Below are 12,494 nucleotides of genomic sequence, written 5' to 3'. Positions count from 1 at the left end.
GCGGCGGTGTGGAGCAGCAGCAGCTTGGTGGGCCCCTCCTCGGCTTCCGCGGCGTCGAGAAGGGCCTCGACCCGCCGGCGGTCGATCAGCTGGCAGGCGAGCCGGGCGAGCCGGCGGGCGGCTCAGTGGCGGAGTACGCGCGAGCGCAGTGCGGGCAGTTCCTCGACGGCGGCCTCGGCGCTGCGCTGCTGGAGGGCGTACAGGACACCGTAGGCGAAGCCGTGCTCGGGCCCGGGCCCGGTGCCCCCGTCGGGGGCGGCGAGGGCGAGCAGGGCCCGGCGGGCCACCACGGAGTCCTGGTGCGCGCCCAGGGCCTGCTGGAGCTTCTTCGTCCGCCTGATGACGCGCCGGGCCGGCTTCCCGGTGACGGGGCGCGCGGCTTCCGCGGCGTAGCGGGCCCGTTTGGCGGCCTTGCGGGCCCCGTGCAGGGCCTCGTCCTGGGCCGGCCCCGGGGCGAGGTCGAGGGCGGCGTCGAGGCGTCGGATCGTCCGGTCCTGTTCACGGCGGAGGGTCCTGGCCAGCTCCGCGCGGGGGCTCCGGTCGGCCCGGGGCGTCAGGGGCGGGTCGGCGACGAAGGACTCCAGGTCGTCCAGCAGCGCGTAGTAGCGGTCGCTGCCGAGTTCGGTGACGGCCCGCTGCCAGGCCTCCCGGTACTCGCGGGCGGACCAGGCCGTCAGCTGCCCGCGCAGTGCGCCCTGCCGGGCCCGGGCCGGTACCTCGTCCAGTCGGGCGGTGAGCAGTTCGCCCAGGACTTCGTGGTCGCGCGCCGCGCCGAGCACCCGCCCGAGCCGGCGCAGCCCGTCGGACAGCCGCTCGCTGCGCCGCCGGTCGAAGAGCCTGCGGTAGGCCTTGAGCGTGCCGCGCAGCCGGCGTGTGGTCACGCGCATGCGGTGCACGGCGTCGGGTTCGTCGTCGCGTACCGCCGGGTCCAGCGCCAGGAGGGTGTCGACCTGCTCGCGGAGGCGGCGGACCACCACCGCGCCGACGCCGTCGCCGGGAGGCTCCGGGTGCGCGGCCCCGTCACCGGTACGGGTGGCGGTGAGGGCGTGCGCGAGTTTCGACGGGTACGCGGAACGGACGATCCCGGTCGCCGCGAGGGCCCGCTCGACGTCGTCGAGCAGGCCCTGGTGGCCGTGCGACAGCTCCACCTCGAACTCGGTCCAGCTCGTGGGCTCGCTGCCCGGCGGCTCGCCGTCCTGCTGCGGGTCCGCGTGGAGCGGACCGGGTGCGTCGAGGCTCCGCGCGGTGACCCGGTCCCGCGTGACCTCGGCCAGCTCGCGTCCACCGCCGTCCAGCAGGAGCCGGCGTTCCCGGTGGGTCCGCAGGTGCGCGACCGGTGCCAGGGGGCGGCCCCGCACGAGAGCGGCCACCTCGGCGGCCAGCTCGGGCGGAATCCGGTCGGCCGCCCCGGCGGCCAGGGGCAGCCGGATCTCCTGGCGGGTGTCGGTCGCGCGGGGCAGCTTGAGGTGCCACCCCGGGTCGGCACCGCCCAGGCGTCGGCGCAGGGTCACCCGGTGGGCGAGCAGACGCAGGTCCGGGGTGTCGTAGTAGACGGCGTCCAGGCGCTGCGTACCGGCGGTCCGGACGTCCGCCACGCCGGGGAGCTCGTCCAGCGGCGGGGGAGAGCCGCATTCGGCACCCGACGCGACTTCGAACTTTCGTTCCGTTTCGACGTGGGATGTGCTCATGGTCGGCGCATGCCCGGGGAGCGGCCGCTCCACACGGGCGCGGCCGCCCCCGCGGCGCGCGGCCCGGTCGGCCCGCGGCCGCCGCCGGGGCCGGTGCCGTGTTTCCGGCCGCCCCGACGGGTGAGACGGCTGCCCGGGGAGCGCCGCCGCTCCTCACCGGTGATCCGCGCGACGAACGGAGCCCATGCCCATGAAGGTCTCGGACCACATCCTGGAACGCCTGCGGCAGTGGGAGGTCGAGCAGGTCTTCGGCTACCCGGGCGACGGCATCAACGGCCTCCTGGCCGCCTGGGGGCGGGCCGGCGACGAGCCGCGGTTCGTGCAGGCCCGGCACGAGGAGATGGCCGCGTTCGAGGCGGTCGGCTACGCGAAGTTCTCCGGCCGTACCGGGGTCTGCGTGGCCACGTCCGGCCCGGGCGCGATCCACCTCCTCAACGGCCTGTACGACGCGAAGCTCGACCACGTCCCGGTGGTAGCGATCGTGGGCCAGACGGACCGCAGCGCGATGGGCGGCTCCTACCAGCAGGAGGTCGACCTCCTCTCGCTGTTCAAGGACGTCGCCTCCGCCTACTGCGAGATGGTCACCGTCCCCGAGCAGCTGCCCAACGTGCTGGACCGCGCGATGCGGATCGCCACCACGAGCCGCACCGTCACGGCCGTGATCGTCCCGGCCGACGTCCAGGAACTCGACTACGAGCCGCCCGCGCACGCCTTCAAGATGGTGCCGTCGAGCCTCGGCGTCGGCCGCTTCGCACCGGTGCCGGCGGACGAGGACCTCGCGCGGTGCGCGGAGATCCTCAACGCGGGGGAGAAGGTCGCCGTGTTGGTCGGCCAGGGCGCCCGCGGTGCCCGCGCCGAGGTCGAGCAGCTCGCCGACCTCCTCGGCGCCGGCGTGGCCAAGGCCCTGCTCGGCAAGGACGTGCTGCCCGACACCCTCCCGTACGTGACCGGCTCGATCGGGCTGCTGGGCACCCGCCCCTCGTACGAGCTGATGCGGGACTGCGACACCCTGCTGGTGATCGGCTCCAGCTTCCCGTACTCGCAGTTCCTGCCGGAGTTCGGCAAGGTCAGGGCGGTACAGATCGACATCGACCCGTCGATGGTGGGCCTGCGCCACCCGTTCGAGCTGAACGTGGTGGGGGACGCCGCGGCGGCCCTCGAACGGCTGATTCCGTTGCTGAACCGCAAGGAGGACCGGTCCTGGCGGGAGACCGTGGAGCAGAACACCGCCCGGTGGTGGGAGGTGATGGAGCGCCGGGCCGCCGTCGTCGCCGATCCGCTGAACCCCGAGCACGTGGTGCACGCCCTCGACGCGCTGCTGCCCGACGACGTGATCCTCGCCGCCGACTCCGGCTCGGCCGCCAACTGGTACGCCCGCCACCTGCGGATGCGCGGTTCCATGCGCGGCTCGCTGTCGGGAACCCTCGCCACCATGGGCCCGGGTGTCCCGTACGTCATCGGGGCGAAGTTCGCCCACCCCGACCGCCCCGCGATCGCGATCGTCGGGGACGGCGCCATGCAGATGAACGGGCTCGCCGAACTCATCACCGTCGCCAAGTACTACCGGGAGTGGGCCGACCCGCGCCTGATCGTCGCCGTCCTCAACAACCAGGACCTCAACCAGGTCACCTGGGAGATGCGCGCCATGCAGGGCGCCCCGCAGTTCGAACCCTCCCAGCACCTCCCGGACGTCCGGTACGCCGACTTCGCCGTCCAACTCGGCCTCTACGGCGTCCGGGTGGAGGACCCCGAGGACGTCGAGCAGGTGTGGCGGCAGGCGCTCGCCTCGGACCGGCCGTACGTCATCGACTTCCGCACCGACCCCGCCGTGCCGCCGATCCCGCCGCACACCACGTTCGGCCAGATGACCGCGGCGGCCTCGGCCGTGATGCGCGGTGACAGCGACCGCGGGTCGGTGGTGAAGCAGGGCATCAAGGCGAAGATCCAGGAGTTCCTGCCCGGCCGGGGCAAGGAGTGAGCGTGACGCCCCTCCTCGCGGAGCTCGTCCGGACCACCGCGCGTGGGACCGGGGAAAGGGGGCAGGCGGCCGACTGTCCGGCCCGGCCGTCCCTCGGCCGACTCATGGCCGGGCCCGACCCCATCGACCTCCTCCAGCCGAGGTGAGAACCCCTTGTCCGACATCTCGCGCCTGCCCGGCGCATCCGACCACCACTGGAACTGGCAGCTCGGCGCGGCGTGCCGCGGTGCCGACACCAGTCTGTTCTTCCACCCCTCCGGGGAACGCGGCAAGGCCCACGACGAGCGCGAGGAGGATGCGAAGCGGGTCTGCCAGGGCTGTCCCGTCCGCCGGCAGTGCCTGCGGCACGCCCTGGAGGTGCGCGAGCCGTACGGCGTGTGGGGCGGCCTGACCGAGACCGAACGCGCCGCACTCCTCGGCCCCGCCCGCGCCTCGCAGGCCGCTTGACGGCCGAGCCGTGGTCCTCGAGGCGCGACGCACGCGCCCGGCGCCTCTGCCCGCAGGCGCGTCGGACGGACGACGGGAACGGCCGCACCGAGGCGCGCATTCATCGGATCCCGCCGCCGCACCGCATCGCCGGTTCGGTCAGGCGCGGTAGCGGGGGTACCCGCCCAGTTCGGGGAGCTCGTCCTCGAAGTCGCATGCGGCGACGGCCTGGTATCCGGCACCCCACGCGGCTGCGAGGACTCGGGAGACGGCTTCCACGATGGTGGGTCTCGGCCCCTCCGCGTCGATCTTGAGCGGCCAACCGATGAAGTCGTCGGCCAGTCCGGCGTCGGGGTTGGACCGGATGTCGAACTCCAGGTCGCCGAGCTGGACCGTGTCCTCGTCGGGTGCCACGCCGAGGGCTGCGGCCACGAGTTCGGTCGCAGCCCGGCGGCTCGCGCCCTGAACGAAGATCGCGCAGTAGTCGTTGCTCTCGGTGCCGGTCATGCGATCCGGTCCTGCCCTTCGACGAGGAGTCCGCGGTGAAACCGTGCGCCGGGCCCGGACTTGGGCGGCCGGACGGGGTGCGTCGACCACGCGCCGGCGGGTCCGGCCGACTCTATCGGTCGGGCGGCCGTGGCCGGGCCGGCGGCCGGGCGACCCGGTCCCTCGGGCACTCTCGTGCGAGCCGCACGGTGGCGGAGGTCGATTCCATGGGATTCGTGGTCCGGGGGTGGATCCGGTGCGCAGCAGGGACGTTCAGGTGCGTCGGTTGTTCCGACACTGGCCGGTCAGTCGGGGGATCGACGCAGGTGGCACGCCAACTGGCGGTGTGGAGCGGCCTTCTCGGTTCTTCCTCCCGGGGGGTGTGCGGGGTTGCCCCGGTAACCGCCGCGCCACCGGTGACGGACCACCCCTCACGGTGAGAATCCCAGCAAACCCGGCGCGATCGCCTGTGGAGGCCGTAAGTTCATTACCACAACTGGTGAGCGACGATGTGGTGGGAGTGCTTGTGGGAAGCGGAAGAACCTTTGGGTCGGACACGGGTGTGGGATCGACGATCGCCCTGCTGGAGGCGCAGCTGCCCGCTGTGGAGGAGCGGCGCCGCCGGGTGGAGGCGGAACTCGCCGCCGTCACCTCGGAGCAGGACGCCATCACCAAGGCGCTCGAGGGGCTGCGGCTGCTGGCCGGCACGCCGCTCGACGGCCAGGGTGAGCTGACGGCAGCCGAGTTGGCGCCGGTCCCGGCCGAGGCCGTGCAGGAGAGCGAAGCCCTGCAGGAGACCGAGGTCGTGCGGGAGACCGAGGTCGTGCGGGTACCCGAGGCCCGGCAGGAGACCGAGGCGTCGCCCGAGCCGATCGAGGAGCAGGCGGCGCCCGCCCAGGACGCTCCTGCCGCCGCGACGGCGGGGGCGACCGTCAAGAGCAGGGCCGCCAAGAAGGCGTCAGCCAGGAAGGCGAGCGCGGCGAAGAAGGCCGCACCCGCGGCCGCGCGGGGAACGCGAACCTCGACCGTCAGGGCGAAGAAGGCCGCCGGGAAGGCGGCGGCGGACGCCGGGCCCAAGGCGGCGGTGGTCACCGAGCCCAAGGCGGCAGTGGTTACCGGGCCCAAGGCCGCAGTGGTCACCGAGCCCAAGGCGGCTGCGGTCACCGAGCCCAAGGCGGCAGTAGTCACCGAGTCCAAGGCGGCGACGAAGCGGGTGCCCTCGGCCCGGAAGGCGGCGGCGCAGTCGAGCCCCGCCAGTGGCAAGCCCCCCGTCAAGGTGGCGGCGTCGCCGGCGAGCCCGAAGCGCCAGGTCGCGAACGCGGACAGCGTCCTGGAGGTGCTGTCCCAGGCCGCGGGCCCGCTGCGGGCCCGTGAGGTGGCCGATCGGTTGGGCCTGGGCGCCATCGAGGGGAACATCCACGCGATCCGCGCCAGTCTGGAGCGCCTCACCAAGGCCGGCCGCGCGCAGCGGCCGGAGCGAGGCCTCTACACCGTGAACGGCCGGCCCGAGACCGGGAGCTGACCGCCCGGGCGTCCGATGTCGGCCGGCGGCTCGGGACCGGGGAGTCCTCAGCCGGCCGGCCTCTGGGGGCGGTTGCGGCGGTGAGGCCGTGCTGCTGGTGCCGGAGAGCGTGGGCGTGCGCGGTCGCCCACGCCCCCGGGAGGTGCCCGGTGGGCACCACAGCCCGGGGCCGTCGCCCGTAGCGGCCGGCCCGTGACCTGTGCGGGCAGGTCTGCCGGCGCGCCGTCGAGTGCCTGGGGGCGGGTTCGCGCCCGCCCGTAGGACGAGGCCGGCGCCGTGGACGGTGGAGTGCGCGAGATGGTCCCCGGAAAACCTGTTGCGTTGATCTTGGGAAGCGCTAGGCTGTGACTGTTCTCGCCACGGAGCTGCCGTGGCTCGGCCGTTGCGATCCCGTGCTGCGGCGTGAGGACTGACGTGGAGAAGCAGAGGAGGTGTGTCCGGATGGTTGCCGCCGTCTCGCGGCGCGCCCTCGTGTGCGCGCCATACGCCTCTTCCTCTCGTCTTTCGCCCACCGGCTGACGACGCCTCACAATTGGCGCATCGGTGGGCCGTTCCTCTGGAGCCACCGCAGTGCGTGAGCGCTTTTCCGACACCGATTCCTTCTCCCGTATCCGCGCCAAGGGCGCACCCCGTCGTGGCCGCCGGTCCGAGCGGTTCGACGACCACGAGCCCGAGTTCGCGTACAGCGAGGTCTTCGGGCCCGAATTCTCCGACATCGGCGGCCACGGCAACGCCGACGGTTCCGACCACCACGACGACTCCTACGACGGCGGCGGCTACGACCACGACGGCTACGACGGCTACGACGACGACGCCTACGGCGACGACGCCGCCGGGGCTTCGGGCACCGACGGCCCGGCCGAGGGCGACCGCTGGTCCACCTGGGACCAGTCCACCCCCACCGAGAAGGGGCCCGAGCCGCGCCCTGCCTGGGTGGTCACCGAGCTCGCGGCCGTCGACACCGAACTCGGGCTCGTGAAGACGGGCAAGGAGGCCGACGTCTTCCTCCTGGAGCGCGGCGTCCCCGGCACCGACCGGCGCACGCTGATGGCCGCCAAGCGCTACCGCGACGCCCAGCACCGGATGTTCCACCGCGACTCCGGCTACCTGGAGGGCCGCCAGCACAAGGAGTCCCGGATCGCCCGCGCCATGGCCAAGCGCACTGCCTTCGGCAAGGAGGCCATCGCCGGACAGTGGGCCGCCGCCGAGTTCACGGCCCTGTGCCGGCTCTGGTCGGCTGGCGTGGCCGTCCCCTACCCGGTCCAGATCACGGGTACGGAGATCCTGATGGAGTTCGTCGGCGACGAGAGCGGCACCGCCGCACCCCGGCTCGCGCAGCTGCGCGCCGAGGAGGTGGACGTCGAGGACCTGTGGGAGCAGCTCGGCCGCAGTCTGTCGCTGCTGGCCGTCGACGGCTACGCGCACGGCGACCTCTCGGCGTACAACATCCTGGTCCACGACGGGCGGTTGGTGATCATCGACGTGCCGCAGATCGTGGACGTGGTCGCCAATCCGCGCGGGCGTTCGTTCCTGGAGCGGGACGTGCGCAACGTCGGTGCCTGGTTCGTCTCCCGGGGCCTGCCCGAGCGGCGCGTCGGCGAGCTCGTCGAGGCCCTGACGTTCGACGCGCGCCTCGGGTGAGCCGGATCGGCCTTCGGCCGGCGGCCACCCGACAGTGGGCGGGCACCCGTGAGGGTGCCCGCCCACCGGGGCGCCCGGCCTACCCGGCCGGGGCGGCCGGGAGTCCCTGAACCCCCTGGAGCCCCTGGAGCGCGGCGACCAGGGCGTCGACGTCCTGCACGGTGTTGTACAGGGCCAGCGAGGCCCGTACCGCGCTCTGCAGGCCGAAGGCGGCGAGGGCCGGCTGCGCGCAGTGGTGCCCGGCGCGCACCGCGATGCCCTGCTGGTCGAGCGCCGCGGCGAGGGCGATCGGGTCGGTGCCGGCGAGCAGGAAGGTCAGCACGCCGATCTTCCCCGGGGCGTCGCCGATCAGCTGCAGCCCGGGGACGGTCGCCAGCGCGCCCATGGCGTACGCGGTGAGCTGCTCCTCGTACGCGGTGGCGGCCGGGCGGTCCAGCCCGGCCAGGTACCGCAGGGCCGCCCGCAGCCCGGCGACCCCCGCGATGTGACCGGTGCCCGCCTCCAGCCGGTGCGGGACGGGGGCGTAGGAGGTCTCCTCGAAACTCACCGAGTCGATCATGTTGCCGCCGCCCTGCCACGGGGGCATGGCCTCCAGCAGCTCGCGCTTGCCGAAGAGCACGCCGATGCCGGTCGGGGCGAAGATCTTGTGCCCCGAGAAGGCGTAGAAGTCGGCGTCCAACGCGGTGACGTCCACCGGGAAGTGACTGACCGCCTGCGCGCCGTCCACCAGGACCTTGGCGCCGTACCGGTGCGCCAGCGCGGTCATCTCCGCCACCGGCGGGACCGTTCCCAGCACGTTCGAGGCGTGGGTGAGCGCGACCAGCTTCGTCCGCGAGCCGAGCAGGTCCCGGTAGGCGTCCTGGTCCAGCTGTCCGTCGGGGAGCAGCGGGATCGGCCGGATCCGCGCCCGGCGCTCCTTGGCGATCAGCTGCCAGGGCACCAGGTTGGAGTGGTGCTCGGCCGCCGAGACCAGGATCTCGTCGCCCACGCTCAGATTGGCGCGGCCCCAGGACTGCGCCACCAGGTTGACGGCCTCGGTGGTGCCGCGGACGAAGACGATCTCGCCGGCGTCCGGCGTGCCGAGCAGCCTGGCGGCCTCCTCGCGGCCCTCCTCGTAGATCTGGGTGGCCTGCTTGGCGAGGGTGTGCGCACCGCGGTGGACGTTGGAGGTGCCCATCGAGTAGTGCTCGGCGACCGCCTCGACCACCTGGCGCGGCTTGAGCGTGGTGGCGCCGTTGTCGAGCCAGACCAGCGGGCGGCCGTTCACCTCGCGGTGCAGCTGGGGGAAGTCCCGCCGGACGGCCTCGACGTCGAACCCGCCCGGCGGGGCGGAGACCGGGGCGGTGGGCGGGGCGGCGAGCGGGCCGGCGGGAGCCGTCCGGGCCGCCTGGTCCGGCTGCGCGGGCATCCAGTACCGGGGGCCGCCCGCCGCGTGTGCGAGCGCCGCGGGCACCGGCGCCTGTCCCGGTACCGGGCTGGTCAAGTACCCCGTGCCGGCGGGCGGTTGGCTCACCCCGGCGACCCCGGTGCTGCGCCCGAATCCGTCAGGAGTAGTCATGGTAGCTCGACACCTCGACGTTCTGGAGCACGGCGATGGCGTCGTCCACCAGCGCGGCGGCCGAGAAGTAGCTGGTCACCAGGTACGAGGTGATGGCCTGCCGGTCGACGCCCATCGCCCGCACCGAGAGACCGGGCTCCACCTCGTCCGGGACCTTGGACGGGCGCAGGCCCACCACGCCCTGGCGGTCCTCGCCGACCCGCATCAGCAGGATGTTGGTGGTGCCGGGCGCCGAGTTGGCGGTGCCCTTCAGGTCGAGCTTGTCGGAGGGCAGCAGCGGCACGCCGCGCCAGGTCAGGAACGGGCTGCCGAAGAGGTCCACGATCTGCGGCGGCACTCCGCGCCGGGTGCACTCGCGCCCGAACGCGGCGATCGCCCGCGGGTGGGCGAGGAAGAACGCCGGCTGCTTCCAGACCCGGGCGAGCAGCTCGTCCATGTCGTCCGGGGTCGGCGCGCCCCCGCGGGTGCGCACGCGCTGGCTCGGCGCGACGTTGTTGAGCAGCCCGTACTCGGGGTGGTTGAGCATCTCCCACTCCTGGCGCTCGCGGAGCGCCTCGGTGGTCAGCCGCAGCTGCGCCTGGACCTGGTCGATCGAGGAGTTGTAGACGTCCGAGACCCGGGTGTGCACCTTGAGGACGGTCTGCGCGATGCTCAACTCGTACTCGCGCGGGCCCTCCTCGTAGTCCACGAAGGTCTCCGGCAGGTACGGCTCGCCGGAGTGGCCCGAGGTGAGGTCGATCGGGTGCTCGCGGTCGGCGGGCTGCCGGCCGTCGGCCCGGAAGGCCTCCAGCTGGGCGCTCAACGAGGGCTCGCGGTCGGCGAGTTCGACGAGCATCCGGCGGTCGAGGGTGAGCACGGTACACGCGCTGACCGCCCTGACCAGGTACGGCATCGCGGTGCCGTCGGCCCACGCGGTGGCGTCGAAGTAGTCGCCGTCGCCGACCACGGCGAGCAGGGCGTCCGAGCCGTACTCCCCGGTGGCGCGCTTCTCGGCGCGCCCGACGGCGATGATGTGCAGCTGCTCGGTGGGAGCGCCGGCGTCGACGATCAACTCGCCGGGCGCCACCTCGCGCTGGACGAAGCCGTTGGCGAGGGCGGAGAGCAGCGGGCTGTCCACCTGGCTGAGGAACGGGAGCTCGCGCAGGTCCTCGGCGATCACCCGGGAGGCGTTGTCGCCGTCGACGTAGGTGCCGATCAGTCCGTCGCCGAGGATGAAACCCCGGCGGCGGTTGACCCGGTAGACACCGGCCTCCAGGTCCACCCAGGGCAGGGCGCGCAGCAGGTACCGGGGGGTGATCCCGAGCATCTGCGGCGCGGTCTTGGTGGTGGTGGCCAGGTTCCTGGCGGCGGAGGTGCTGAGACTCTGCCGGCTCGGCTGACTCTGCGGAACGGTCTCGGTCGTCATGGCTGGTCCCTGTTCTGGTCGGGAGAACTGATTGGGCGTCAGATCCACTGCGGAGACGGTGAATCGGCCGTTGCCGACCCGCCGTGACGATTGTTGCGGCCGGGTGGCGGTGCCGTGAGTGTGTTCGATTGGGGGCCATTGGTTCCGGTGCAGACCATCGAGGACAGGCTCTCGCCAAACTCACTCGAACGGATGAATCTATCCATAAGACGGTGTGAGATGTTCGAAAGTCGAACTTGGGAAGCGGCCCTGTCCGGGGGCGGCGAGGGGGTGGGCGGCAGTACCGGAAGGCGCTCCGGGCGCGGCGCGACCGACGGGCGGGCCGTGGGTGAGGTGAGCACTGTAGCGACTCATGGGGCGGATGGGGCCCGCCGCGCCGGGTTCAGTTCACGGCGATCGGCGGCGATCGGCGGCGGTTGTGCGGGTGCGGGTGCGGGTGCGGGTGCGGGTGCGGTCCGGCCGGACGGGCCCGTTCCGCGCCACGGACGGCCATCCGCGGTCCTGTGGCGACCGCCCGCGGCCGTGGCGGCCCTCGTCGTTCAGAACGTCCAGCGGGTATGGGTGTAGACCCCGTCGTCCCGGCCGAAGCCGTACGCGGTGGCCGGGGCCACCGCGAACACCACCACGGTCCCCTTCCGGAACGCGTCCCCGATCCCGTGGAAGGTGCCCTCCGACGAGGTGATGTGCGACCCGTACTTCGCCTCGTACGCCGTGATCACCTCCTCCAGCACCGCCGGGTCGGCCACCGGCTCCGCGGTGCCCTCGACCACGAGGCCGAGCCCCTCGGTGAGCGAGTTCCCCCCGGTGGTGAGCGCGCAGTGCCCGTCGTGGGCGAGGTTCCGCGCCTTCTGCTCGCCCGCTCCGGTGGAGAAGTACAGCACGCCGTCGTGCCAGGCCGTGATCACGGGCGTGACGTGCAGCCGGCCGTCGGGCCGCACCGTGGACAGCCAGAAGATCTCGGCGGTCGCCAGCTGCCGCTGCGCCTCGTCCCAGGCGACGGCGGTGACGTCCGCGGCACCGGGGCGGGGATTGAGCGCGGAGCTGTAGCGGGCGTCGAGTTCGGTCCTGGGCTGCCTGGCGGATCCCTGGGGCGGCATGGCGATCCCTCCTTCGGTGTGACCGGCGGGGCGGCGGCGCTCCCTGCTTCCAGGCTCCGCCCGTGCCGGGCGCGGCGCACGCCCGCCCGGTGCGGCCTGCTCCCGGGGCGGAGAACGCCACCGGTGGGCCGCATGAAAGCGGCCCACCGGGGCAGGCGCCCGGGCGACCGCACCGGACGCACTCGCGTCGGCGCCGCCCCGTTCGACCGGCCGGTGACCGAGTCTGTCGGGCCGGGCGGTCACGGAGCAGGTCCGCGAACGGGCAGGAGGTGATCCGACGATGGTCTGGGTGCTCTTGTTGGTGATCGCGGCGATCGTGCTCGGACTGATCGGCGCGGTCGTCCATGGCCTGGTGTATCTGCTGGTCATCGGCGTGGTGGTGTTCCTCGCGGCCCTTGTCCTGGCCGCCGTCCGGGCCCGGCGCGCCGGTCGGCCACCGACCCGCTGACCGGGCCGGAGAGGCGAGGAGCCGCAGGTCGGTTCGCACGGACACCGCGCAGCCGCCCGGACGGACAGGGGCGGCCGGAGGAGGACACGATGGAGCAACGGGGACGGAAGGTGCTCGCCGGGAGCGGGGACGGAGCGCGCCGGGAGCACGCGCCGCCGGCAACCTCACCCAGGTCTGCACCGGCTGACGTCCGGTTAGGGTGGGTTCATGTCCACCCGTCTGATTCTCGCCACCCGCAACCAGAA

General features: G+C 73.4%; 10 protein-coding genes. 5 read left to right on the top strand and 5 right to left on the bottom strand.

Annotated elements, in window-relative coordinates; genetic code table 11:
* Positions 1-122: 122 nt before the first annotated feature.
* Complete coding sequence (locus ACWDRR_RS43095; RefSeq protein ID WP_449777806.1) at positions 123-1,688, bottom strand: CYTH and CHAD domain-containing protein; 1,566 nt, start codon at positions 1,686-1,688, stop codon at positions 123-125.
* Positions 1,689-1,878: 190 nt separating this feature from the next.
* Here ACWDRR_RS43095 and ACWDRR_RS43090 point away from each other — a divergent pair, with 190 nt between their 5' ends.
* Together ACWDRR_RS43090 and ACWDRR_RS43085 are read left to right on the top strand one after the other, a co-directional pair.
* A complete protein-coding gene (locus ACWDRR_RS43090) occupies positions 1,879-3,666 on the top strand; it encodes a thiamine pyrophosphate-requiring protein (RefSeq protein WP_449777805.1) in 1,788 nt (595 codons plus the stop codon).
* Between the two features lie 153 nt (positions 3,667-3,819).
* A complete protein-coding gene (locus ACWDRR_RS43085) occupies positions 3,820-4,113 on the top strand; it encodes a WhiB family transcriptional regulator (RefSeq protein WP_449777804.1) in 294 nt (97 codons plus the stop codon).
* 138 nt (positions 4,114-4,251) lie between these two features.
* Here ACWDRR_RS43085 and ACWDRR_RS43080 read toward each other — a convergent pair whose 3' ends face one another.
* On the bottom strand, positions 4,252-4,599 hold the full coding sequence (locus tag ACWDRR_RS43080) for a hypothetical protein (protein WP_449777803.1): 348 nt from the start codon (positions 4,597-4,599) through the stop codon (positions 4,252-4,254).
* A 541-nt stretch (positions 4,600-5,140) separates the two neighbouring features.
* Between ACWDRR_RS43080 and ACWDRR_RS43075 the strand changes: the two genes are divergently transcribed.
* Together ACWDRR_RS43075 and ACWDRR_RS43070 are read left to right on the top strand one after the other, a co-directional pair.
* On the top strand, positions 5,141-6,100 hold the full coding sequence (locus tag ACWDRR_RS43075; protein WP_449777802.1) for a hypothetical protein: 960 nt from the start codon (positions 5,141-5,143) through the stop codon (positions 6,098-6,100).
* A 570-nt stretch (positions 6,101-6,670) separates the two neighbouring features.
* Positions 6,671-7,741 carry a serine protein kinase RIO gene (locus ACWDRR_RS43070; RefSeq protein WP_449777801.1) on the top strand — a complete coding sequence of 357 codons (1,071 nt, stop codon included), beginning with the start codon at positions 6,671-6,673 and terminating at the stop codon, positions 7,739-7,741.
* A gap of 79 nt (positions 7,742-7,820) precedes the next feature.
* On the opposite strand, the gene ACWDRR_RS43065 is transcribed toward ACWDRR_RS43070, so the two are convergent.
* The 3 genes from ACWDRR_RS43065 to ACWDRR_RS43055 form a co-directional block, all read right to left on the bottom strand.
* Positions 7,821-9,299: a SufS family cysteine desulfurase gene (locus tag ACWDRR_RS43065; RefSeq protein WP_449777800.1), complete on the bottom strand. Its 1,479-nt coding sequence runs from the start codon at positions 9,297-9,299 to the stop codon at positions 7,821-7,823.
* Positions 9,286-10,704, bottom strand: a complete 1,419-nt coding sequence (locus ACWDRR_RS43060; RefSeq protein WP_449777799.1) for a family 2B encapsulin nanocompartment shell protein — start codon at positions 10,702-10,704, stop codon at positions 9,286-9,288. Before ACWDRR_RS43060 ends, ACWDRR_RS43065 begins: the two co-directional genes overlap by 14 nt.
* 539 nt (positions 10,705-11,243) lie before the next feature.
* Positions 11,244-11,801 (bottom strand): pyridoxamine 5'-phosphate oxidase family protein, encoded by a 558-nt coding sequence (locus ACWDRR_RS43055; RefSeq protein ID WP_449777798.1) that lies wholly within the window; start codon positions 11,799-11,801, stop codon positions 11,244-11,246.
* A gap of 280 nt (positions 11,802-12,081) precedes the next feature.
* On the opposite strand from ACWDRR_RS43055, the gene ACWDRR_RS43050 reads away from it, so the two are divergent.
* Complete coding sequence (locus tag ACWDRR_RS43050) at positions 12,082-12,249, top strand: hypothetical protein (protein ID WP_449777797.1); 168 nt, start codon at positions 12,082-12,084, stop codon at positions 12,247-12,249.
* Positions 12,250-12,494 lie beyond the last annotated feature (245 nt).

It is taken from the genome of Kitasatospora sp. NPDC003701, from assembly GCF_053587085.1.
Note: the sequence above shows the minus strand (reverse complement) of the source record. Positions and strands in the feature narration are given on the sequence as shown.